This window comes from Anabaenopsis tanganyikae CS-531, from assembly GCF_029891675.1.
Classification (GTDB): Bacteria; Cyanobacteriota; Cyanobacteriia; order Cyanobacteriales; family Nostocaceae; genus Anabaenopsis; species Anabaenopsis arnoldii.
In genome coordinates, this window is record NZ_JANQDF010000046.1 from 1 (window position 1) to 25,595 (window position 25,595).

The 25,595-nt window shown below is 41.5% G+C and carries 18 protein-coding genes and 1 pseudogene; 9 read left to right on the plus strand and 10 right to left on the minus strand.

Annotated features, from left to right (window positions below):
• From NWP22_RS05015 to NWP22_RS05025, 3 genes and pseudogenes are all read right to left on the minus strand, one after another.
• Positions 1-214 (minus strand): IS607 family transposase (locus tag NWP22_RS05015; protein ID WP_425332605.1); only part of this gene is annotated, 214 nt, incomplete at its 3' end.
• Between the two features lie 77 nt (positions 215-291).
• Positions 292-366: pseudogene (locus NWP22_RS05020) on the minus strand (YqaE/Pmp3 family membrane protein); the annotation flags it as partial.
• 72 nt (positions 367-438) lie between these two features.
• Positions 439-780 carry a translation initiation factor gene (locus tag NWP22_RS05025; RefSeq protein ID WP_200988045.1) on the minus strand — a complete coding sequence of 114 codons (342 nt, stop codon included), beginning with the start codon at positions 778-780 and terminating at the stop codon, positions 439-441.
• 240 nt (positions 781-1,020) lie between these two features.
• Here NWP22_RS05025 and trpB point away from each other — a divergent pair, with 240 nt between their 5' ends.
• From trpB to NWP22_RS05040, 3 genes are all read left to right on the plus strand, one after another.
• Positions 1,021-2,262, plus strand: coding sequence for a tryptophan synthase subunit beta (gene trpB / locus NWP22_RS05030; RefSeq protein WP_271730816.1), 1,242 nt, complete (start codon positions 1,021-1,023; stop codon positions 2,260-2,262).
• Between the two features lie 173 nt (positions 2,263-2,435).
• Positions 2,436-3,776 (plus strand): AAA family ATPase, encoded by a 1,341-nt coding sequence (locus NWP22_RS05035; RefSeq protein ID WP_280801586.1) that lies wholly within the window; start codon positions 2,436-2,438, stop codon positions 3,774-3,776.
• A 4-nt stretch (positions 3,777-3,780) separates the two neighbouring features.
• Entirely contained in the window at positions 3,781-4,539 is a 759-nt protein-coding gene (locus tag NWP22_RS05040) for an RloB family protein (RefSeq protein ID WP_271730811.1), read from the plus strand.
• 33 nt (positions 4,540-4,572) lie between these two features.
• Here NWP22_RS05040 and NWP22_RS05045 read toward each other — a convergent pair whose 3' ends face one another.
• The 5 genes from NWP22_RS05045 to psaA all read right to left on the minus strand — a co-directional run bounded on the left by NWP22_RS05045 (position 4,573) and on the right by psaA (position 10,409).
• A complete protein-coding gene (locus tag NWP22_RS05045) occupies positions 4,573-4,950 on the minus strand; it encodes a DUF5615 family PIN-like protein (protein WP_271730809.1) in 378 nt (125 codons plus the stop codon).
• On the minus strand, positions 4,947-5,177 hold the full coding sequence (locus tag NWP22_RS05050; RefSeq protein WP_271730808.1) for a DUF433 domain-containing protein: 231 nt from the start codon (positions 5,175-5,177) through the stop codon (positions 4,947-4,949). Before NWP22_RS05050 ends, NWP22_RS05045 begins: the two co-directional genes overlap by 4 nt.
• 107 nt (positions 5,178-5,284) lie before the next feature.
• A complete protein-coding gene (locus tag NWP22_RS05055) occupies positions 5,285-5,557 on the minus strand; it encodes a hypothetical protein (RefSeq protein WP_271730807.1) in 273 nt (90 codons plus the stop codon).
• Positions 5,558-5,783: 226 nt separating this feature from the next.
• Positions 5,784-8,015 carry a photosystem I core protein PsaB gene (gene psaB / locus NWP22_RS05060; protein ID WP_271730804.1) on the minus strand — a complete coding sequence of 744 codons (2,232 nt, stop codon included), beginning with the start codon at positions 8,013-8,015 and terminating at the stop codon, positions 5,784-5,786.
• A gap of 135 nt (positions 8,016-8,150) precedes the next feature.
• A complete protein-coding gene (gene psaA, locus NWP22_RS05065) occupies positions 8,151-10,409 on the minus strand; it encodes a photosystem I core protein PsaA (RefSeq protein WP_271730802.1) in 2,259 nt (752 codons plus the stop codon).
• 510 nt (positions 10,410-10,919) lie between these two features.
• On the opposite strand from psaA, the gene NWP22_RS05070 reads away from it, so the two are divergent.
• Both NWP22_RS05070 and NWP22_RS05075 read left to right on the plus strand, forming a co-directional pair.
• Positions 10,920-12,314, plus strand: a complete 1,395-nt coding sequence (locus NWP22_RS05070; protein WP_280801587.1) for a hypothetical protein — start codon at positions 10,920-10,922, stop codon at positions 12,312-12,314.
• Between the two features lie 319 nt (positions 12,315-12,633).
• Entirely contained in the window at positions 12,634-15,714 is a 3,081-nt protein-coding gene (locus NWP22_RS05075; protein ID WP_280801588.1) for a plasmid replication protein, CyRepA1 family, read from the plus strand.
• Between the two features lie 64 nt (positions 15,715-15,778).
• Here NWP22_RS05075 and dusB read toward each other — a convergent pair whose 3' ends face one another.
• Positions 15,779-16,831: a tRNA dihydrouridine synthase DusB gene (gene dusB, locus NWP22_RS05080; RefSeq protein WP_271730798.1), complete on the minus strand. Its 1,053-nt coding sequence runs from the start codon at positions 16,829-16,831 to the stop codon at positions 15,779-15,781.
• Positions 16,832-17,438: 607 nt separating this feature from the next.
• Between dusB and dnaK the strand changes: the two genes are divergently transcribed.
• Entirely contained in the window at positions 17,439-19,334 is a 1,896-nt protein-coding gene (gene dnaK / locus NWP22_RS05085; protein ID WP_271730796.1) for a molecular chaperone DnaK, read from the plus strand.
• A 115-nt stretch (positions 19,335-19,449) separates the two neighbouring features.
• Here the strand turns inward: dnaK and NWP22_RS05090 are convergent, their stop codons facing one another.
• Complete coding sequence (locus tag NWP22_RS05090) at positions 19,450-21,033, minus strand: helix-turn-helix domain-containing protein (RefSeq protein WP_280801589.1); 1,584 nt, start codon at positions 21,031-21,033, stop codon at positions 19,450-19,452.
• 957 nt (positions 21,034-21,990) lie between these two features.
• Between NWP22_RS05090 and fdxB the strand changes: the two genes are divergently transcribed.
• From fdxB to ctaD, 3 genes are all read left to right on the plus strand, one after another.
• Complete coding sequence (gene fdxB, locus NWP22_RS05095; RefSeq protein WP_271730794.1) at positions 21,991-22,284, plus strand: ferredoxin III, nif-specific; 294 nt, start codon at positions 21,991-21,993, stop codon at positions 22,282-22,284.
• 577 nt (positions 22,285-22,861) lie between these two features.
• Positions 22,862-23,818: a cytochrome c oxidase subunit II gene (coxB, locus tag NWP22_RS05100; protein ID WP_271730792.1), complete on the plus strand. Its 957-nt coding sequence runs from the start codon at positions 22,862-22,864 to the stop codon at positions 23,816-23,818.
• 39 nt (positions 23,819-23,857) lie between these two features.
• A complete protein-coding gene (ctaD, locus tag NWP22_RS05105) occupies positions 23,858-25,519 on the plus strand; it encodes a cytochrome c oxidase subunit I (protein WP_271730790.1) in 1,662 nt (553 codons plus the stop codon).
• Positions 25,520-25,595 lie beyond the last annotated feature (76 nt).

The window sequence follows — 25,595 nt, forward strand, 5'->3', positions numbered from 1 at the left end:
TTTCAGCTTGTCTTTCTAAGTTGTCTTTTGAACCATTATCAGAAACACGGCAGTAGATAGCTACAACTTTGTTAGGGTTTTGGTTGGTTTCAGGTAGATTAATAATTATGGTTCCTGTAGGTTGTTGATAACCTGTGATTACGCCGGATTTGTACCAACGCCACGCAGTTCTATAACTTATCCCTACCTTTTTTGCATAATCAGATAGTTTCATTCATTTAATAATCGTACATTCATAATAATATTATACTACAAATGTACATAAATGACTATAAATTCATTAAATTATTGTAGACCAAACCCCACCTGTAAAAACACTCCCAGAGGCGGAAGAAAAATAGCACACAAAATCCGAATTAAATCCATGATAACCTCCTGAGCAGATTAGAAGCACCTGCTTTGTAATTTAAACACTATGTACAAAATAAACCACACCCATCAGCCGCCGCTAATTTTGGCTTTGTAACCTAATGTAGTCATAATCTCTAAAATCTTCTGTTTATGGTCGCCCTGAATTTCAATTTCATTATCCTTGACAGTCCCACCTGTACCGCATTGAGTTTTCAACTGCTTAACTAAACCAGCTAAAACTTCGGGTTTGGTTTGAAAACCAGTAATCACTGTCACAGTTTTCCCCTTGCGTCCCTTGCGGGAAGCCTGTATCTTCAGGTTTTGTTGCTGGGGTGGTAATTCCGGAATCGCCCTTTGTGTAGCAGCAGAGTGATCATCACCAAATTCACGGTAGACAAAGCGATTGTCAGAAGATTTAGAAGAGGACATAAATTTTGTGATTCAGAAAAAAAATCTCATCTGGCTAATATACAGTAGCGCAGTTACCTTTTCTGACTCTGGCTACCCTATCACTATGGTAACTTTCGCCAAGGGATGAAAGCTAACCGCACAACTGCATTTTTCTAGTTTCCTCCCAGCAGTAGGTAAAAGATTCCGAGGATCTAGACGACTGAGAATTGGGAAATCGTTTTAAAATAATTACATTCATCCTGTGATCTAAAATTTTCCGTGACTACCACACCCCTCTCTCCAAATTCCCAATTTAATGCTCAGGTTCCCGATATCCAAGGACGCTTTGGACGCTTTGGCGGTAAGTACGTCCCGGAAACACTGATGCCGGCCTTAGCTGAATTAGAATTAGCTTATCAGCAATACCGCCATCACCCCAGTTTTCAAGAGGAATTACAACATTTATTAAAAGACTATGTGGGACGCGCTACACCGTTGTATTTTGCGGAACGCCTCACGGCTCATTATGCCCGCCCAGATGGTACAGGTCCACAAATTTACTTAAAACGTGAAGATTTAAATCACACTGGCGCTCATAAAATTAATAATGCTCTGGGTCAAGTATTGTTAGCCAAGCGCATGGGTAAGCAAAGAATTATTGCGGAAACCGGCGCAGGACAGCATGGGGTAGCTACAGCTACAGTTTGCGCTCGGTTTGGCCTGGAATGTGTGATTTACATGGGCGTTCATGATATGGAACGCCAAGCCTTGAATGTGTTTAGAATGCGCTTGATGGGGGCCCAAGTGCGTCCGGTGGAAGCGGGAACGGGAACCCTCAAGGATGCGACTTCTGAGGCTATCCGCGATTGGGTGACCAATGTGGAAACAACCCATTATATTTTAGGCTCGGTAGCTGGACCCCATCCTTACCCGATGATGGTTCGGGATTTTCACGCTGTGATTGGTCAAGAAACCCGCGCCCAAGCTGTGGAAAAGTGGGGGGGTTTACCAGAGATTCTCATTGCTTGTGTGGGTGGTGGTTCCAACGCTATGGGATTATTTCACGAGTTTGTCAATGAGCCTTCTATTCGCTTAATTGGCGTAGAAGCCGCCGGCGAAGGTGTGAATACACAAAAACACGCTGCTACCTTGACAAAAGGACAGATTGGTGTACTGCACGGGGCAATGAGCTATCTGTTGCAAGATGAAGAGGGACAAATTATTGAGGCCCACTCTATTAGTGCAGGTTTAGATTATCCGGGGGTGGGACCTGAACATAGTTATTTGAAGGATATGGGACGAGCGGAATATTACAGCGTCACCGATGGGGAGGCTTTGGCAGCTTTCCAGCGTCTATCTCGCTTGGAGGGCATTATACCCGCTTTGGAAACCGCCCATGCGATCGCCTATTTGGAAACCCTCTGTCCTCAACTGAGTGGTAGTCCGCGAATTGTCCTTAATTGTTCTGGACGTGGTGATAAGGATGTGCAAACTGTCGCCAAGTTTTTAATGCCAGAATAACCCTGATATCTTACACCATTTTCAATAACAGTAGGGTGGGCATCTTGCCCGCCTAATATCAATTCCAGTTAAGATGCCTGCTCCACAATAAGAAGTAACATTGATAAAAACATTAAATTTTAGAAGTTTTTTATAAGTATTATAAAAGGAATTGACTATATACTTCAATAATTATGTTAATCAGATTTACAGTAGAAAACTTCTTATCCTTTAACCAAAGGATAGACTTTAACATGATTGCTTCAGATGATACCCATCATAGTCATCATGTAGTTGTAGGTGAGTCTCAGGAGTCCATCAAATTACTCAGAACATCTATAATTTATGGTGCTAATGCTTCTGGCAAATCTAACTTAATTAAGGCTATGAAATTTGCTAGAAATTTTATTGTTGAGGGTGTAGAAAAAAATACAAATATCAATATTAATAATTTTAAACTTGATAAATCCTGTTATACAAAACCATCTAGATTTGAATTTGAGTTTAAAACTCATGATAAACAGTATGCTTATGGCTTTTTAGTTGATAAACACAAAATTCATGAAGAATGGTTATTTGAAATTGGTGTAAATATGGAAACACCAATTTATGAAAGAAAAGGGGAAGATATTAATTTTCATAATTTTAAACACGAATTTTTCTTGAATATTTCGGAAGATGAAAAAAATAGAATTCGTTATGAAGCCACGAGTACAAGAGAAAACTTACTGTTTTTGACTAATTCACAAGAAAGAAAAATTAAAGAGTTAAAACATATATTTGAATGGTTTAGTGATGTTTTAAAAATTGTTTTTCCTAATTCTAGGCCTACACTACCTTTTTTTACAGTACAAGATTCTCTGAGTAACTTTTTAGAATCCTTAGATTTAGGAATTAAAAAGATTATTACTAAAACAACTGATTTAGATCACTATAAAGAAATACCCTCAGAAATTAAAGATGAAATTAAGAAAGAGTTTCCTTATGAAGAAGGTGAAAATAATGCAATATTTATACCTATATTACAATGTATTATCTCTAAAGCAAAAGACGAAACCGACAAATTAACAGTTCTCAATTTATCACCAGTTAGGTTTGACAAAGAAAATAGGGAAGTAGAATTTGAAATATCCGAAGAGTCAGATGGAACGCAAAGATTAATTGATTTATTCCCTATGCTAATGCACTTAGCACGGGGAAATGCTGTTTATGTAATAGATGAAATTGAAAGGAGTCTACATTCTTTACTGATGAAGAAACTTTTTAATTATTTTCTGAATAATCCTGAAAATACAAGTTTAAATAGTCAGTTAATTGCTACGACGCATGAAGTTTATTTACTAGACATAAAAGATATTTTTAGAAAAGATGAGATTTGGTTTGTAGAAAAAGATAAGCATGGACAATCTGTACTTTATTCTTTAGCTAATACAGACGTTGACAATCTCGATTTAGCTGCTGGATATCTTAATGGAAGATTTGGAGCAATACCTTTTATTAAAGACTTAAAAACATTGGGATGGAGTCACGAGTAATAAAATGGGAAGAGAAAGGAATACAGATTATCAAGGTAGATCCAGTTATATTGCTAGTAAATGTGGTGAAGATAAAAAATGGAAATTATATATAATAGCTGCGGAAGGTGATAAAACTGAATATCAATATTTTAATGCCTTAACAATAAAATATGAAGAAGATTTTCGTCTCAGTAATATTCATGTCGAGTTTATAGATAGAAAAGAACAAGAAGCTGGAAACTCAGATCCTCAATATGTATATAAAACATTACTTAAATTCTATGAAGAATTAAAGGAAAATTACGACCTTCAAGAATATGATGAATTATGGATGATAATAGACACTGACGACTACGATAATCGTAAACTAACTATTTCTGAATTGGCTCAAAAATGTTGTGAGAATCCTATATATAAGTTATGTATTAGTAATCCCTGCTTTGAAATTTGGTTAATACTACACTTTTTTGATTTAGAAATAACTTTACTAGATGCTATTCCAGCAGAGTCAAAAGATACTAGCCTGAAAGAAGAAATTCAAAAAGAATATATTAAAAAAAGACCAGGAATGTGTAAGAAATTATGGAATAGGATTCACCAAGCTCAGAAGCAACCATGTTATGCACAACTAATGCAATATATCCCAGAAGCAATTACCAGAGCAAAAATACTTGGTGAATGTAACCCCAATGATCCAGATTATCCAGAAAATAAAATTGGTACAGGAGTTTACAAGTTGCTAGAAAAGTTGACACAAGTCTCTATGAATCTAGAGAGTTAATGGATTTTTAAATTAGTGGCTGAAAAACTTATGTTATGTTTCTGGAAGCGGACGACGGATTCTTGTCTGGATTTCATCTGCAACCACAAGACAACCCTTCAAAGCTACTAAAGATTGTTCATTGACTACGCGAGTTAAAATTTCTAGGACAGCTTGACGGCTACGATTACGCGATCGCAATAATAAAATACCAGGATGCGTACCTGGTGGAAAACGGCGAACATCAGAAAAGTCTAAATCAAGGGTAATGAAAAATCTTTCCTCAGCACAGACTTGTTGCCAAACAACTTCATCTTTTGCACCAGATAATCCTTCATCTGTAACTCGGTCAGCACTATAACCAGATTTGTGTAAAAAGTCAACGTGACTTTGTGCCATGTTCTCGTCAAGTTTCACTAACATTTTGGTCATCGCAGTGGTAACAGTTCCTCTTCCCTAGTTAGTTGTGCTGCATAAGCAATAGCCGCTTTGACATCTTCTAAAGTTAGTGGTGGATAATCTTTGACTATTTCTTCAAAGGTCAGTCCATCAGCAAGGTTATCAAGGATAACTGATATCATGATACGTGTGTCTTTAATACATGGTTTACCGTGACACACTTGAGGATTAATACTAATGCGTTCTTGCCAGTTATTCATAAATTAGGTTTGTTTGTAAATAAGATAAATGTATTGATGCTGAATATTTTCTACACTTTCTAAATGTAATCCCTTTGCTTTCCCCACTCAAGCCATGCTCTAGTCATTTATTTTGTTTTTCCTCTGTACTCTGGAGGTACAGGATCTTGTCTAGAAATACATTTTAATGCCCAAAACCAGCGTCCAGATTTTTTTTCAAGTTCTCTGAGTAGTAACGGTATTACAGGCTCTCCCATTCCTATAATTTGTTGATAGGCTAGGTGCATACACATTTGATTGGTTGATGATACACCCCGATTCTGTTCACGCCACTGGTTGACAAGTGTGGTGAAAGTTTCCTCTATTTCTTTTTGTTTAAATGAGGTTTGTAGTTTTTCCATATTCCAGATGATTTACCTAATTTAATTTTAGGATATATATTTCTATCAATGTTTATCAATGTTTATGGCGATCGCTTTTGCCTTATCTAGTTGTATCAGCAGCAAACTTTTGAAGAATACGCTGATGTAGGATCTCCATCTCCTGGCAGGATATTAAGCTCTACAAAAAATCCCCCACCAGACGGCAGGGGATTTTTATTACTCACCTATAAAACTAGTAGCGGAATTAACCGAACTTACCAGCAGTAGAGGCAATCAAGAACGCTGCATAGGTAACAACATAGCCAACGGTGAAGTGAGCTAAACCTACCAAGCGAGCTTGAACGATGGAGAGAGCAACGGGCTTATCTTTCCAGCGAACCAAGTTAGCTAGAGGAGTACGCTCGTGCGCCCAAACAAGGGTTTCAATCAACTCTTGCCAGTAACCTCTCCAAGAGATGAGGAACATGAAACCGGTTGCCCAAACTAGGTGACCAAACAGGAACATCCAAGCCCAAACAGACAGGTTATTCACGCCGTAGGGGTTGTATCCGTTAATCAACTGAGCGGAGTTAGCCCAGAGGTAGTCACGGAACCAGCCCATTAAGTAAGTGGAGTTTTCGTTGAACTGAGCAACGTTACCTTGCCAAATACCTAGATGTTTCCAGTGCCAGTAGAAGGTTACCCAACCAATGGTATTTAACATCCAGAACATAGCTAGGTAGAAGGAGTCCCAAGCGGAGATGTCGCAAGTACCGCCACGGCCTGGACCGTCGCAAGGGAAGGCATAGCCGAAGTCCTTTTTATCGGGCATCAGCTTAGAACCACGAGCATCCAAAGCACCTTTAACAAGTACTAGGGTGGTGGTGTGAATAGCCAAAGCGAAAGCGTGGTGTACCAAGAAGTCGCCAGGGCCAATTGTTAGGAATAGGGAGTTAGTGCCGGAGTTGATGGCATCCAACCAGCCGCCTAACCAAACGTTGCCGTTGTTAGGATAAGCTGTGTAGGCGATGCTGTCGGGGTTAGATAACAGAGTATCTAAACCATACAGTACTTTACCGTGAGCAGCTTGAATGAACTGGGCGAACACAGGCTCAATCAAGATTTGCTTTTCAGGAGTACCGAAAGCAACTACTACGTCGTTGTGTACATACAGACCGAGGGTGTGGAAGCCTAAGAATAGCGATACCCAGCTGAGGTGAGAGATAATCGCTTCTTTGTGCTGTAAAATCCGGTCGAGTACGTTGCCCTTGTTTTGTTCGGGGTCGTAGTCACGTACCCAGAAGATGGCGGCGTGGGCGAAAGCACCAACCATCAAGAAGCCAGCAATATACTGGTGGTGGGTGTACAGTGCTGCCTGTGTTGTGTAGTCCTTAGCAATGAAAGCGTAAGGAGGCAGGGAGTACATATGCTGCGCTACCAAGGAAGTGATGGTTCCTAGTGCTGCCAAAGCTAAGGACAGCTGGAAGTGCAGTGAGTTGTTGATGGTGTCGTACAGACCTTGGTGAGGCAGGTTGAATTGACCTTCACTCTTGCTACCGGGGATTAAACCGGATTTGGAATTGAGCATTTCTTTGATGCTGTGACCAATTCCAAAGTTAGTGCGGTACATATGACCGGCAACAATGAAGATAACTGCGATCGCCAAGTGGTGGTGAGCCATGTCGGTCAGCCACAAGGATTCTGTTTGAGGATGGAAGCCACCCAAGAAAGTCAGAATCGCTGTACCGGAACCTTGAGATGTACCAAAAATATGGCTGGCAGTGTCAGGGTTCTGAGCGTAAACACCCCAGTTACCTGTGAAGAAAGGTGTTAAACCTGCTGGGTGGGGCATGGTGGTTAAGAAGTTATCCCAACCTACGTGCTGTCCGCGAGATTCGGGGATAGCAACGTGAATCAAGTGACCAGCCCAAGCCAAGGAGCTAACGCCGAATAAACCAGCTAAGTGGTGGTTCAAACGGGGTTCAGCACTCTTGAACCAAGACAGGCTAGGACGGAACTTGGGTTGTAAGTGCAACCAACCAGCAAATAAGAATAATGCTGCCAACAAGAGGAGGAACACGGAACCGGTGTACAGTTCGCTGTTCGTCCGCATACCGATGGTATACCACCAGTGGTAAACACCAGAGTAAGCGATGTTTACTGGATTGCTAGCGCCACCTTGGGTAAATGCTTCAATGGCAGGTTCACCAAAGTGGGGGTCCCAAATCGCATGGGCGATGGGACGGACATGAAGGGGATCTTTAATCCACTGTTCAAAGTTACCTTGCCAGGCTACGTGGAACAGGAGGCTGGAAGCCCATAGAAAGATGATTGCCAAGTGACCGAAGTGAGTGGCGAAAATCTTTTGGTAAAGATTTTCTTCCGTCATGCCATCGTGGCTTTCAAAGTCGTTTCCAGTGGCGATCGCATACCATATCCGACGCGTAGTCGGGTCCTGTGCGAGATCCTGGCTAAATTTTGGAAATTTCGTTGCCATAGGTTTGATAAATCCTCTGACCTTTAGCCATCAGGTGTCAGCTTTTAGAGTTCTGAGTTTTGAGTACTAGGTTTTGAGCTTGAATTAACTACTCAGCCCCCAGCACTCAGCCCCCAGCACTCATTAAGTGAATTACTACCCTACTGAAAGGATGTGTGCGTGGAAGAATGCCCAGGTTGTCACAATTCCTCCTAAGAGGTAGTGAGCTACACCTACAGCCCGACCCTGAATGATGCTCAGGGCGCGAGGCTGAATTGCTGGTGCTACTTTCAGTTTATTATGTGCCCAAACAATGGACTCAATTAGTTCTTGCCAGTAGCCGCGACCACTGAACAGGAACATTAAGCTGAATGCCCAGACAAAGTGAGCGCCTAAGAATAGTAGACCATAAGCAGATAAAGCACTGCCGTAGGAGTTGATTACTTGTGTTGCTTGTGCCCACAAGAAATCACGTAGCCAGCCATTAATGGTGATAGCACTTTGGGCAAAGTTACCACCAGTAATGTGAGACACATTACCTGCTGCATCTACTGTACCCCAGACATCTGATTGCATTTTCCAGCTGAAGTGGAAGATCACAATCGATAGGGAGTTATACATCCAGAATAATCCGAGGAACACGTGGTCCCAACCAGATACTTGACAGGTACCGCCACGACCTGGACCGTCGCAAGGGAAGCGGAAGCCCAAGTTAGCCTTATCTGGAATCAGACGAGAACTACGGGCAAACAGTACACCCTTGAGCAGAATCAGGACGGTGACGTGAATGGTGAAGGCGTGGATGTGGTGAACTAAAAAGTCCGCTGTACCCAAAGCAATGGGCATCATTGCCACTTTACCGCCTACCGCCAGAATACCGCCGCCAAAGGCATAGCTAACTGGTTCTAAGGCATTAGGAGCAGTACCACCAGGGGCCAATGTGTGCAGGTTTTGCACCCACTGAGCAAATACTGGCTGTAACTGAATTGCCGAGTCGGAGAACATGTCTTGAGGACGACCCAAGGCACGCATTGTATCGTTGTGGATGTACAGTCCAAAGCTGTGGAAGCCTAGGAAAATACACACCCAGTTCAGGTGAGAGATAATAGCATCCCGGTGACGAATCACCCGATCTAACACGTTGTTTTGGTTCACAACGGGATCGTAATCACGCACCATGAAAATAGCAGCGTGAGCGGCACCACCGACGATCAGGAAGCCACCTATCCACATATGGTGGGTAAATATACACAACTGCGTAGCGTAGTCCGTTGCCAAGTACGGATACGGGGGCATTGCGTACATGTGGTGAGCAATGATGATGGTCAGTGAACCCAAGAAAGCAAGGTTAGTTGCTAACTGAGCGTGCCAAGATGTGGTCAGATTTTCGTACAGACCTTTATGGCCTTCACCTGTGAATGGACCTTTATGGTTTTCCAGGATTTCTTTGATGCTGTGTCCTATACCCCAGTTGGTACGGTACATATGACCAGCAATAATGAACAGAACTGCGATCGCCAAATGGTGATGGGCAATGTCTGTCATCCACAAGCCGCCTGTAACTGGGTTTAGACCGCCCTTGAACGTCAGGAAGTCAGCATACTCACCCCAGTTCAAGGTGAAGAATGGTGTTAACCCATTAGCAAAGCTGGGATACAAATCTATCAACAGGTCTTTGTTCAGAATGAACTCATGGGGCAAGGGTATATCTTTAGCAGCGACACCTGCATCCAAGAGTTTGTTTACTGGTGCTGACACGTGTATTAAGTGTCCTGTCCATCCCAAGGAACCACAACCTAGCAATACAGCCAAGTGATGATTCAGCATTGACTCTACATTCTGGAACCATTCCAGTTTGGGAGCACGCTTGTGGTAATGGAACCAACCAGCAAATAAGAACAAGCCTGCTAGTACCAAACCGCCAATAGCTGTTACATAAAGCTGGAATGAGCTGGTAATACCCCAGCCGCGCCATACTTGGAACAAGCCTGAGGTGATTTGAATACCGCGGAATCCGCCGCCCACATCACCATTTAAAATGTCTTGTCCCACAATTGGCCAAACGACTTGAGCGCTAGGACTCACATTTAATGGATCGCTTAACCAAGCTTCGTAATTCGAGAATTTAGCGCCGTGGAATAACATCCCGCTTAACCAAATCGCTACTACGGCTAGATGGCCGAAGTGGGCTGCGAATATCTTGCGGGAAATGTCTTCTAGATCGCTTGTATGTGTATCAAAGTCATGGGCGAGGGCGTGAAGGTTCCAAATCCATGTGGTGGTTTTGGGTCCTTTGGCTAAGGATCTGTCGAAGTGTCCTGGCTTTGCCCATTTTTCAAATGAGGTAGGAACCGGATCTTTATCGACTATGACTCTTGCCTTTTTTTCCTCTCGCTCCGGAGGACTAATCGTCATTCGACCTCCTCTCTTGATAAGGAATGAGGAATCATAATTACCACAAAGTTAACCTAGTCGCAAACTACAGACATTCCTGGAGCAGTGATGAAGACTCTATGTGGAAGTTTGTTTCTGTTGAATTATAGAGTCATTACTGGTGCATTGTTAAACACATTTTAACAATAATTCAAACTCCCTCAAACAATTGTCTTATAAGCTTTGTATCTTCATAGTTTTGCGCGAAAAGTCAAGGGATTGTCCATTTTATTTACAAAGAGTAACAATTACTAAAATTTATGGTTTAACTCAATTCATGTGGTAATACGAGTTGATATTATATTGTTTTATGTTTCAATTGCTACAGTAAAAATATAAAAATACTAACCATTTTCCAGTTATCTGAGAAGGTTTCCGGAAAACATGAGTTGGTGCCGTAAAAATATCATCTTTTGGGCTATGGTATCCGATGCACAATTTAAGCCAAAATAACATAGTCACTTACTGACGACCACCACTAGGATCAAATGCATGAAATCATTGCCAACAAAGGTTTTCTATCAAATATCCTCCCTGAGATTTACTATTTTTAAGTGGCTGATTACATTAGTATTGGTGTTCAGTTTAACTAGCTGTACTGAAAAAGTCCGTAGCCAAGAAGTACCTGTGAGCCAAATAAATACACCCCAGAAAATTGCTCAGATTTCTCGACAATTTTCCGAGGTGTCGCCACCACAGGTTATCCAAGAACTACGCCCGAGCTTAGAAAATTATCGACCCCAAGTCAAAATACTGACTCCTCAACCTGACGAAGTTATTCAAGACAATACACTCACAGTCAGCTTTCAGACCCAGGACATACCCATATTTAAAGATTCCCAATTAGAACTAGGTCCCCATCTACATGTAATTGTGGATAATCAACCTTACATACCCATTTACGACCCGAATCAACCTCTAATTTTAGCAGACCTCTCTCCAGGTACACATACCCTGCGCGTCTTTGCTTCTCGGCCTTGGCACGAAAGCTTTAAAAATGAAGGTGCTTATGCCCAGACCACATTTCATATTTTCACCAAAACTGACAACAATAATCCTGATCCTACTCTGCCCGTCCTCACCTACAGCCGTCCTCAAGGCACTTACGGAGCAGAACCGATTTTACTGGACTTTTACTTAACGAACGCTCCTCTGCACCTTGTGGCCGAGGAAAACCCTAACAATACCATCAGCGATTGGCGCATCCGTTGCACAATTAACAATGAAAGCTTCATTTTGGATCGCTGGCAACCTATTTACCTCAAAGGCTTCAAACCTGGTAAAAACTGGGTAAAACTAGAATTTCTAGATAATCAAGGAAATCCTCTCAAAAATGCCTTTAATACCACAGCCAGACTCATTAATTACCAGCCCAAGGGTAAAGACACACTTTCGAGAATTGTCACAGGAGAATTGTCAGCAGATGAGGCGCGGAGCATTGTAGACCCCAATTACACAGCTAAAACACCAGCCACTGAACCTATACCTACTCCTGCTATTGACAAAATACCCTCACCACAGCCCATTCCTCAAACTCAACTTCCAGAAACACCTACAACCGAATCACAAGAACCTGTAGAACCAGAAAAAGCAGAACCACCAGAAACACCACAATCTCAGGAACTTGTCGAACCGTCACCCAGCTTACCCCCGACACTACCAGAGATTATTGAGCCACCTGCATCAGAAACACAACCTGAGATAGTCCCCGCGCCGCTTGAAGAACCAGAAAACCCAAAATCTGAGCCTCCAGCAGCAGAACAGCCAGAGGTAACGCCAACAGATGAATCAACTCCCGCCGTGCCATCAGTAGTTCCAGAAACTACACCCATACCAGACCAGCAGGAAAAGGCCGGGGAATACAAAGTTACTACTATGCAGGAATAACAAAACTTAAAGCGATTGCGTAATAGCTTCCGTGGCGTAGCCATAGCCTAGTGCCAAAGGCAATCGCTAAACCTACCCTGAGGGTTTTAAAAAAACGGAAATTTACTGAAAAATTAAAATTAATCACCAGCAAATCTTACAATACAAGCTTATTACTTCAGCAACATAGTCTCACAGAATCAGGAACTTGATAACTAACCGATGTATTCTTTAAAACGAAGTAAAAAAGTACCATATAAACAACGTGATTTCTCCCATAAAAAACCGGCAAATACATGGTAAGTTTTAAATCCATCGTATTCCGTTCAAGGTTCTTCCCATGCATCTGCAATATTTAGACACCCAACACCTTGAGGAATTAGTCAAGAACAGTAGTATAGATTTACATATAGTAAAACTAAATTTTAAATCTCTCCAGGACGCATCACCTTATGATTATCTGCTAATTTCTGAGGATATTCCCCGCACAAACACTGGTAGAGTTAAGAATAATTGGTTACATCGATATAATCACGTTACCGCTGGCGGTTGGTGGTGTTCTGGTGTAGATCCTCTGAATAATTGGGAACCAATGGAATGGGGATGTTTTAAACCCAACCAACCCCGAATGAATCAGAATGGCAAATCCATCAAGTACGAACATCCACCCAGCACACCAACACGGGTATTTTGTCTGCGGGTAACATTAAAAATTTGGCAGGAAGTCTCTCAACGGTATAATATAGCCATACCTAGCAGTGTCAATGTTGATGCTGATGGGGCAGCTCAAGGGTTTTGGCAATGGGTCAGGACACAAAACTTACCTGTAATCATCTGCGAAGGTGCGAAAAAAGCAGCAGCATTATTAACACAAGGATACCCTGCGATCGCCATTCCGGGAATTACCAGCGGTTATCGGGTTGTCAAAGATATCTTTGGTAAAGTCACGACTCGTCAGCTGATTCCCGACTTAGCAGCATTTGCGATGACAAAGCGCTGCTTTTATATTTGTTTTGATTTTGAAACTCAACCGAGAAAACTTGCTGCTATTAATAACGCCATCTCCCAACTGGGTTGTTTACTCCAAGAGAAAAAATGTCCTGTCAAAGTTATCGAACTACCAGGAAAAGAAAAAGGTGTTGATGATCTAATTGTTGCTAAAGGTGCAAGTGCTTTCGAGAAAGTATATCGCCAAAGCACTGATTTAGAAATTTATTTAGCCCAAAAGAAACCCCATACTCATCTAACCATTCCGGCTACAGTCACACTCAACTGTCCTTACTTAGAAAAAGTATCTTATCCCACATCTGGATTAGTGGGACTAAAATCAGCCAAAGGAACAGGAAAAACCACAGCACTGCAAGCCATTGTTAATCAAGCTAAAACTTCAAATCGACCCATATTATTAATTACTCACAGAATTCAACTAGGTCGCTTTTTGTGTGAAAAAATTGGTATTGAATGGGGCTATAATGATAGCGACTTTGTTATGGGATCAGATCAAAATTTACCCCTGGTCAGCCAGTCCTGGAAAAAACCTAAATCCTGCGGTTTATGTGTTGATTCAATTTGGAAACTCAACCCCCAAGAATGGGGAGGAGCAATATTAATTTTAGATGAAGTAGAACAGTCTTTGTGGCATCTCCTCAACAGTAATACTTGTAAACATAGACGAGTAAAGATTTTAAAATTATTCCAACAGCTAATTTCTACAGTTTTAACCACAGAAGGGTTAGTCATTGCCCAAGATGCTGACTTATCAGATGTATCATTAGAATATTTGCAAGGACTATCAGGAATTAAATTAACCCCTTGGGTACTAGTGAATAAATGGAAACCCCAGGGCGGCTGGGATGTAACTTTTTATGACTCTCCTAACCCCACACCATTAATTCACCAACTAGAATTGGATTTAATAGCAGGGCGTAAATGTTACGTTACAACTGATAGTCGCTCTGGGCGTTATAGTTGTGAAACAATAGAAGGCTACCTGAAAGAAAGATTAGAGAAATTAAGACAGCAATTCCCTAAATCCCTAGTAATCAGTAGTCGCACGACCAGCACACCTGGCCATGCAGCAGTTGACTTTGTAGGCAATATTAATCAAAAAATTCCTGAATATGATGCCATTTTCGTTACTCCCAGCCTTGGTACAGGAATCAGTATTGATGTTCAACACTTCGACCGAGTTTATGGTATTTTTCAAGGGGTAATTCCTGACGCAGAAGCACGACAAGCATTAGCAAGAGTACGAGATAATGTACCACGAATCGTTTGGTGTGCCAAGCGAGGCATAGGCTTAATTGGTAGTGGTAGTACAAATTATCGACTACTATCTGATTGGTATCAAGAAAATCAACAAGAAAACTTAGCCTTACTCAGTCCGTTACATAAAATCAATATAGATTTGCCATTAGTGTATGACCCAATGCATTTGCGTACTTGGTCAAAGTTATCCGCTAGGGTCAATGCTTCCATTCGTCTATATCGCCAATCAATGCAAGATGGTTTAATAGCAGATGGACATCAAGTTTGGTTACGAAGTAATGCTGTACATAATAACATTGTCAGAGATTTACGCCTGGCATTTTTGTCCACAGATTCCCAGGACATAGAAACCCGCAAAAGACTAGTTTTAGAAATCGTTAAAGTGCAAAGAGATTGGGCACAAAAGCGTCAAAAAGCTAAAGATATCAAATGCGAAATTAGAGAAATTAAGCAGCGGCATCAATTATTAGCTGCTACCGCTGTAACCACAGCGCGAGACATTAATTATCTAGAGTATGAAAAACTATTAAATAAACCTTCTCTTTCAGAATTAGAACGTCACCAAATTGACAAATATACCCTGAGACAAAAATATGGCATTGCAGTTACTCCTTTGTTAAAGTTGCGGGACGATAAAGGGTATTATTACCAATTACTCCTCCACTATTATCTTACCCATGACAGCGAGTATTTTCATGTTAGAGATCAGCAAGAATGGCATCAGCAATTATTCTGGGGTGATGGTAAAGTTTTTCTGCCAGATTTAAAGACTTATACCTGTAAAGTTGAAGCTATGAAGGGGTTAGGAATGCCAGAATTTTTAGAACCAGAAAGAAAATTTACAGAACATGATGCTGATTTACTGTTGCTCAAGGATATCGTCTTACAGCATAGTAAACACATAAAAAGATTACTAGGCATTGATTTCATCAAGGGAAAGGGCATTATTTCACCGATAAAGATACTTAGCCAACTCTTAAATCTGATGGGTTTAAAACTGAAAAAGGTAAATGATTTCTATGAAATAGATGTAGAAACTTTTTTCGATGGTAGAGAAAAAATCTTTAAAGTTTGGCAGTACCGCGATGAATTAATGTTAAGGAGTATGAAAGGTTCTAAAATTCAAAAATCTGATTATATTCTCTGCTGTTAGATACTGATTATCGTACACCAAGAGCGGGCAAGATGCCCGCAACACAAGAGTTTTACTTATTGGATTAAGCAACTTGAAAATTAGTTGATTCCTCCATCGGTTCAAAACTATGATGTAACTGCTCAATTCCCTGGTCAATTAAATCCAAACCTTGCTGCACCGTTTCAATTACACTTAACTGTCCCCGCAACTCAGGCGCACCGACAAAACCTTTAGCATACCAAGTCATGTGCTTTCGCGCTTGACGTACACCGCGATCGCCTTTATATTCCCATAATGCCTGTAAATGATCTCTGGCACATTCCAAGCGCTGAATTGGGCTTGGGTGTGGTAGTATTTCCCCGGTTTTCAAGAAATGATCAATTTCTCCCACCAAAAAAGGATAACCCAAAGTCCCACGAGAACACATCACACCATCAGCGCCAGTTTGCTCCAAACATCTTACCGCCGCCTCCACAGAAAAAATATCCCCATTACCAATGACCGGAATAGAAAGCACCTCCTTAACACGGGCTATCCATTCCCAACGGGCATTACCATTGTAACCTTGAGCGCGGGTACGTCCATGTACTGTAATCATTTGCGCCCCAGCATCTTCCATACGCTTGGCAAAGTCAAGAATGGTAATTTCTTTGTCATTCCAGCCAATGCGGGTTTTAACAGTCACTGGTACATCTATAGCCTTCACCACTTCCCGCACAATAGCCTCCGCTACTTCCGGTTGACGCAATAAAGATGAACCACCGCCATTTTTAGTAATTTTATTGACTGGGCAACCCATATTAATATCCACAGTATCTGCACCTTCCGCAACCGCTTTAATAGCTGCTTCTGCCAAAAAATCAGGGCGACAGTCAAATAACTGAATACTGATGGGTCGTTCCCGCGGGTCTACCTCCATAATTTTGGGTAACTCTTTCACATAGTGTAAACCCGTAGCATTGACCATTTCTGTATACAACATTGAATCTGGCGCGTAGCGACGCACCAGACGACGAAATACCATATCTGTCACCCCCGATAAAGGCGACTGTAGAACTCGACTCTTCACCTCGAAAGAACCGATTTTCAAGGGTTCAGAGAGTTTAGCTTTTAAACTAGGAGATAGTGTAACCATATAATTTTAAGTTGTGAAAATGAGACATTTAAGGTTGTTTAAGTACCTTTGGTTTTCACTCCAGATGTAGTGCTGAGATTGGCTTTGTCAACTAATTTAGACTAGTATTTTACCGCTGATTGGTAAATATCATCTAGCAAGTGAGTATATTAACACTTACGTATTACCAGATAGAGACTCAGAGCAGAACTTTAATTTAACAGTGTTCTTGAGTATATGGCGGTGTTATTTGAGCATTGATTTTCAATCCATCTAGAGTTTATAACACCTAAAGACGGCAAACACGACTTTGAGATTACGGTTCACCCTAATTGCTGAAAGTATTAATTCTCATACATTAGACAGAGTGAAAGCAAATCTCTCAATGAACGCACTAAATACATCCTTTAAAATTAACCGTCTAGTTCCAGGTTCGGAAAACCGTCCTGCACTGACTGGTCATAACTGAACTTCCCAGTATATATATCAGGATAACTTGGGTTTTTCACCCCAGGAAAGCCTAATTAAAGGTTGTTAATCATGAAATGACTATTTTTTAACCCGTTGGTTCAAAACTTAGTCCCTTATATTCCCATTCATTTGTAGTTATACGGAGCCAAAAGTTACAATGGCAAAAGTAGTTGGAATTGACTTAGGTACAACAAACTCATGCGTCGCAGTAATGGAAGGTGGTAAACCCACAGTTATTGCTAACGCAGAAGGTTTTCGCACAACACCCTCAGTAGTAGCATTTGCCAAAAATGGCGATAACTTAGTTGGTCAAATCGCCAAGCGTCAGGGGGTAATGAACCCTGATAATACCTTTTACTCAGTCAAACGCTTCATTGGAAGACGCTATGACGAAGTTGGTAACGAGTCTACAGAAGTTTCTTATAAAGTCCTCAGCAGCAACGGTAATGTTAAGCTAGATTGTCCCATAGCTGGTAAACCCTTTGCCCCCGAAGAAATTTCCGCCAAAGTACTTCGCAAACTCGTTGAAGACGCTAGCAAATACCTAGGCGAAACCGTCACCCAAGCTGTCATCACTGTTCCAGCATACTTTAACGACTCCCAGCGACAAGCCACAAAAGACGCTGGTAAAATAGCAGGTATTGAAGTCCTCCGAATTATTAACGAACCTACAGCAGCTTCTCTAGCTTATGGTTTTGATAAGAAGAGCAACGAAACCATTTTGGTATTTGACCTTGGTGGTGGTACCTTCGACGTATCCATTCTAGAAGTAGGTGATGGAGTATTTGAAGTTCTGGCTACCTCCGGCGATACTCACCTGGGTGGCGATGATTTCGATAAGAAAATCGTTGACTTCTTAGCCGAACAATTCAAAAGAGAAGAAGGAATTGACCTACGTCAAGATAAACAAGCTTTACAACGTTTGACCGAAGCCGCAGAAAAAGCCAAAATTGAGCTTTCTAGCGTTTCTCAAGCGGAAATAAATTTACCATTTATCACTGCTACCCAGACTGGACCCAAGCACCTGGATACAACCCTCACCCGTGCTAAATTTGAAGAACTCTGCTCAGACCTAATCGACCGTTGCCGCATCCCTGTAGAAAACGCAATTCGGGATGCTAAATTAAGCAGAAGCGATATTAATGAAGTTGTACTAGTTGGTGGTTCTACCCGCATTCCAGCTGTACAGCAGATAGTAAAGCAAGTATTAGGTAAGGAACCCAACCAAAGCGTTAACCCTGATGAGGTGGTAGCAGTTGGTGCTGCTATTCAAGCCGGTGTGCTAGCGGGCGATGTTACAGGTATATTGCTATTAGATGTCTCCCCACTGTCTTTGGGTGTAGAAACCTTGGGCGGTGTCATGACTAAAATTATCCCCCGGAACACCACAATCCCCACCAAGAAATCCGAAGTCTTCTCTACTGCAGTAGATGGACAAACCAATGTAGAAATTCACGTTCTTCAAGGTGAACGGGAGTTTTCAAATGATAACAAGAGCTTAGGAACCTTCAGACTTGATGGTATTCCCCCCGCACCACGAGGCGTACCACAAATTGAAGTTACCTTTGATATTGATGCTAACGGTATCCTCAATGTAACCGCTAAGGACAAAGGTACTGGTAAGGAACAGTCTATCAGCATTACTGGCGCTTCTACTTTAGATAAATCCGATGTTGACCGCATGGTGAGAGAAGCAGAACAAAACGCTGCTGCTGACAAGGAACGTCGTGAGACCATTGAACGGAAGAACCAAGCTGATTCTTTGGCGTACCAAGCTGAAAAGCAGTTGCAAGAACTAGGTGATAAAGTTCCTGAAGCTGACAAAACCAAGGTCGAGGGTTTAGTTAAAGACCTCCGTGAAGCTGTTGCTAAGGAAGATGACGAGCAAATTAAGAAGCTGACACCGGAACTACAGCAAGCATTGTTTGCAGTAGGTAGCAACATCTATCAGCAAGCAGGTGGTGATGCTGCTGGTGCTGCACCTCAAGATGCTGGTTCCACTCCCCCTCGTGGCGGTGAGGATGTGATTGATGCTGATTTTACTGAAAGCTAGTAAAAAACATTCACTGCATTGAGGATTTTTACCCATCCAAGCTTAACCCTGGGTGGGTAAAATTGATGTAAATAAACACTTTTGTGGTTTTTCGTTTATTTTCCGGGACTGATTTCTAAGTAATATTTAGCACGTTCCGTAATATCACTTGGTCTTCTACCTTAGCTTTCAAACGACCATTTTCTAGATCACGAATCCAACTTTGGCTTTTACCTGTTAGCCTTGCTAACTCCCTTTGGGAAAGTTGCAAATTTTTCCGCGCCTGTAAAATATCCGCCCCGAGTAAATCTGTGGTGGTTTTAGTCTTGCGTCTGCTTTTGACAGTTGTCCGGGGCTTTTTTTGTGATTCAGAAATTTTCTGTTTCCATTCTGGGGGTAGTTCAAAAGCTAAAATTCGCGCATTCATCAGCAGATTCCACTTACCACGGGGTGCTGAATCAGTGAGGCGGGTGTTTCCAGCAGCGTCATTCATCCAAAATTCTAAGGCTTCCTCTGGATCTTCGGGAACATCCATTAACTTCGCCCACAAAGGTTGAATTTCTAAGGGGTAAGTTACTGGATCAAAAATCGCTTTAATCCCATGGTGGTTGAGAATTTCTAAATCACTTTCAAATGTTCTTAATAAGCGTTTGCGTTCCTCCCGTTGTCTAGAGGCCATGGTAACCTTTTCTTCACCGTAAGCAATACGTAATAATGTGGGAATGGTGATCCTTTGTTCTCTACCCATTTTGGTTTTAAACAGCAACCACAGCATTAGTCTTACTGCGCCTTCGTGCTGCTGCCAAATACTCATCACGGTAGTTAATAATGTTTTAGGCAAACTGCCATATTGATAAAATGCAGTTCGCTCCTTACAGGCTTGTTTGTTTAAGAAATACTGCGCCCATATCCCGGCTTTTACTTTAAAAGTTAGTCCAATTAAATATTTACACCCCAATTTATCTTCTTGAAAATGATGTTGAACATTGATTAAATGCCATAAACGGCTCTGTTTGACTGAAAAGCCGGGGATGCTTCCTTGTTGAGGCCAATCAATAGAAATCATCAATGAACAAGCTTGCTGTACAATATTCTTGATTAAAGCTAGCTTGGCATTTTTGTTCAAGTCTTTACGCTTCTCTAAGCCTAAATATTTCTCAATTTGGCGTTCATCGATCGCAAATTCTTCTTGCCAAGGTTGCTCTAAGGATGTAGCATAGGCAGCAAAGATCAGGTGAATGCAAGCCGATCTAATATCAAGTGCTGCAATTGCTCCTAAGTCAGTTATATCGCTTCCGGTAAATGGATCTTGGAGATGAAATGCGATCGCACCCCGTCCTTGTTTCACTTTTCGTCCATAGGACACATAACCGTCTTCATCCAGCCAATTTAAGGATGTCCTTTGTGCCAAGACATTACAAGCTTCCCAAATCACAATAGCCGAAGCAAATGGATTATTTTGACCGTTGGCAAATAAATCCGGGCTAGGTGCATCTCTTGGTTCCACCTTACATCTGCCTTTTTTTGCTTGCCAAGGTATGGGTGAATTAGTTGGACAAGCCATGACACATTGCGGCTCAGGATAATAACCTTCACAGTTATTACAAAGAGTAGGATCAATCCAATATTCATCCTTCTCTATTTTAATTGCACCCGTAGGACATTGGGGGCGGCAGTTGTCACATCCCAGGCAATTGTTGTTAGGAATTGTATAAGGCATACGGCTATAGTGCTGTCTTCCCACTCTAATCGTCGAGATGTTTTGCTCAAGTCTCTCTTGGATATTTATTCAGTATTTTTCACTTGCAACGAAACCATATTTTCAGCAAAAAATATCTCTATTTGCTGTAATAATTCCCCACATCCATATTTTCATTACACAGGTATTTCAGGCTCTTAAAAATAGCCTTTGATTACTTCTTTACTAACTATAAATTTCATAAATAATCAGAGGTTTTTGTTCATAATGAGCCGGTGTATATTTCTTAATAGTTCACGTAAAACTATCTGGAACTTGCTATCCGGTGAATTATCACTTGACCCAAAATTTTTGGATAAACATAGATTTGATTACCAGATGGGAGTTACTTTATTAATAATTTTAATATTTAAAGTATACAAGTGTGCTGTTCCTAAATATACAGTTTTACCATGAGTTAATAAACCGGTAAATATTTTCTATCTGTAAAGACTAGCTATAACCATAATCATTTCGCCATTTTGATTTGATATATAACAAAGTAATTTTTTCTTCATGTCCCCCATTAACACATAGCTTGTAACTCTAAATACTATCAAGGATGTATGTTTTCTCCCTATAAAAGAAAAAAATCTCATTATTTTTATCAAGAATTGAATTTGCAGCATATATCAACGGTAATTATTTATATGTGACCAGACAATGTTTGATACTGTCATATTATATATTTCCCTAAATAGCAGCATCTACACCCTATAAAATACATTTTATATAAAATCAATAACTGAGTATTATAGCCACAAACATTTATTGAGAATAAATGGCATTTAACAGGTAAATTAAATAAATCTCTCAAAGAATATGTAAAAAGTCATCAAAATTTAATTCAAGAATAAATAGTCATTTAAACTAAAAAAATACCCTAAGATTAGGTTAGGATGGTGATTAAAGTAGAGAGAGATTCCTAAAGGTTTATTCATGGCAACAGTAACAGGATTGACATTTGGAGGTAATACCTGGACACCTAAATTTGCCCAGGAAATTGACCAAGGAAAATGTATAGGTTGTGGCAGATGCTTTAAGATATGTGGTCACAATGTATTGAGCTTGAAAGCTCTCAACGAAGATGGCGAATTTGTAGAAGATGAAGATGATGATGAAATTGAGCGCAAAGTCATGGTTGTAGCCCACCCGGAAAACTGTGTTGGTTGTGAAGCTTGTGCGCGCATATGTCCCAAGAATTGCTACACCCATGCTGTATTAGACAAGTAAAGTTTCAGGATTTGCAGCTAAGTTATGTCCGTCATCAAGGGTACTCTGGAAATCAAGCACAAAGCAAGGTAAATAGAGGGGAATAATCAAGACTTACTGTCACCACAAAAAAGTTCACAGTAAACAGAATTGTAAATCTTAAATTGTAATTGATAAACTTCATACTTGCTATTCAATTAGTCTACACAATATTAAGACTAAGGGCATGATCTGAGAGTACCTAAGTTTTTATGTAAGTAGAGACATCTGGTATCAGAGGACTTTCAAGATAGTATTAACTTTGTGGGGGAAGGATATGAAATTATCTGGAAAATTCCCCCACTTTTGATGAGAGTAAGATAGAAAGTTAATAAGTGAAAACAAAAAACGCTGACCTGTGGAAATGTAAAAATCAGTAGCCAAGAATATGATCAAGATAAAAAAAATACATTATCTTCTTTGGCTAGGGTGATACATCAAAAGCGCAGGATGCGATCAACTGGGAGCAAAGAAATTATTGTCTAGAATCACAATCTCCTACATCTAAGTTTCCAGAAAATCACACCTTTAATTACAGCTGCAAGAGCAGGTAGCATATATGCAAAAAGTTCCTGTTTCACTATGGACTCTAGTTGCTGGAGTATTAGTCACAGCCATCAGTATTTGGCTCGGACATAATCACAATTTATTGCCAGTACAAGCATCTGAACAAGCGCCTTTGGTAGACGGATTTTTCAACGTCATGTTTACCATTGCGATCGCACTGTTCCTCATTGTAGAAGGAACCATTCTGATTTTTTTAGTCAAGTATCGTCGCCGTCCGGGTGATGATAGCGATGGTCTAGCCATAGAAGGAAACGTTCCCTTAGAAATTTTTTGGACAGCCATCCCCGCGGTCATTGTCATTGGTTTAGGCATTTACAGTGTAGATGTTTACAATCAAATGGGTGGATTTGAGCCGGGGAGTCATACCCATGGCGTAGCCATAGCAGCCACCCTTGATGAGACAACCAGCGGAAACATTGGGATTGGTGCGTCACCCCACTCCCAGGGGAAACAAGCAGATTTAGTGGTTGATGTCCAGGGGATGCAGTACGCCTGGATATTTAACTATCCCAACAGTGGAATTAGCGCCGGAGAGTTACACGTTCCCGTGGGTGCTGATGTACAACTGAACCTATCCGCAATAGATGTCATTCACTCATTTTGGGTACCACAATTCCGGTTAAAACAAGACGCGCTTCCAGGTATCGCCACCCAACTGCGATTCGTCGCCACCAAACCAGGAACCTATCCGGTAGTTTGTGCAGAATTGTGTGGTGGTTATCACGGTTCCATGCGGACACAAGTCATAGTCCATACACCAGAAGAATTTGATAGCTGGTTAGCACAAAGCCAGATAGCGCAAAAGGAAAACCTCAACCAAGCCGTTGCAGTCAATCCAGCGGAGTTATCAACATCAGAATTTCTAGCTCCCCATGTTCATAACTTAGGGATGAGTGCAGCCACCACGGCGCAACTATGGCTAACGCCACCCTATCGCGATCAGAAATAGTCATTCTCAAGACAAAAATAAATTGTCGCAAAATAACTTATGACACAGGCAGAACTTCCCCGGAACACGCCAACCGCAGGAAATAAAGCAAATAACCATCCCCAGGCGTGGAAATGGCAAGACTACTTTACATTTAATGTTGACCACAAAGTGATTGGTATCCAATACCTAGTGACAGCATTTGTATTCTATCTAATTGGTGGACTGATGGCGGTGGCGCTGCGTGTAGAACTAGCAACCCCACAATCAGACTTTCTCGATCCCAATTTGTATAACGCCTTCATGACCAACCACGGGACAATCATGATCTTTCTGTGGATTGTTCCGAGCGCCATTGGGGGATTTGGAAATTATCTCATTCCCCTAATGCTGGGTGCTAGAGATATGGCCTTCCCCAAGCTGAACGCGATCGCCTTTTGGTTGAACCCAGTAGCGGGATTACTAGTTGTAGCTAGTTTTATCTTCGGTGGTTCCCAATCTGGTTGGACAGCTTACCCACCATTGAGCCTAGTAACAGCACCCATGGCCCAGACTCTGTGGATCCTGGCCATTGTTTTAGTAGGAACCTCCTCAATTTTGGGTTCGGTGAACTTTGTCATTACCATCCTGATGATGAAAGTTCCCTCCATGAAATGGGATCAACTACCCTTGTTTTGCTGGGCTATCCTAGCAACTTCTGTCTTAGCCTTACTTTCCACCCCTGTATTAGCGGCGGGTTTAGTGCTGTTATTATTTGACCTCAACTTTGGCACATCCTTCTTTAAACCCGATGCAGGCGGTAACGTTGTTATTTACCAACATTTGTTCTGGTTCTATTCCCACCCGGCAGTATACTTAATGATTCTGCCCATCTTCGGTATCATGTCCGAAGTAGTACCAGTTCATGCCCGGAAGCCGATTTTTGGTTATAAAGCGATCGCCTACTCTAGCGTAGCCATTTGCGTCGTGGGTTTGTTCGTTTGGGTACACCATATGTTTACCAGTGGTACACCCGGTTGGATGCGGATATTCTTCACCATCTCCACCCTCATCGTCGCCGTACCCACTGGAGTCAAGATTTTCGCCTGGGTTGCCACCCTGTGGGGTGGTAAAATTCGCTTTACCAGTGCCATGCTTTTCGCCATTGGCCTATTATCCATGTTTGTCATGGGTGGCTTAAGCGGTGTGACAATGGGAACCGCCCCCTTTGATATTCACGTCCACGATACCTATTATGTAGTGGGACATTTCCACTACGTCCTCTTTGGTGGTTCCGTATTTGGCATCTATGCCGGTATTTATCACTGGTTCCCCAAAATGACCGGACGTAAGCTGAATGAAACCTGGGGACGCATTCACTTTGCGCTCACCTTCATCGGCACTAACTTAACCTTCTTACCCATGCATGAATTGGGCTTGCAAGGTATGCCCCGCCGGGTAGCGATGTACGACCCCCAATTTATTAACCTGAATCAACTTTGCACCTTTGGTGCATTTGTCTTAGGCATCTCAGTTATACCCTTCACTATTAACATTATTCACAGTTGGAGTCAAGGGGAATTAGCAGGTGATAATCCTTGGCAAGCTTTGAGTTTAGAGTGGACAACCAGTTCACCGCCCATAATTGAAAACTGGGAAGAATTACCCGTTGTGACTCATGGCCCTTACGACTATGGCCATAGTGAATCCCAACCTATGGGTACACCAGAAGTTAGCGCCTAAGTATTGGCTTTAACTTAGTAGTGGCGTGACCACACTAAGTAGGGTGGGCTTCTAGCCCGCCCTTCACAAAAACATG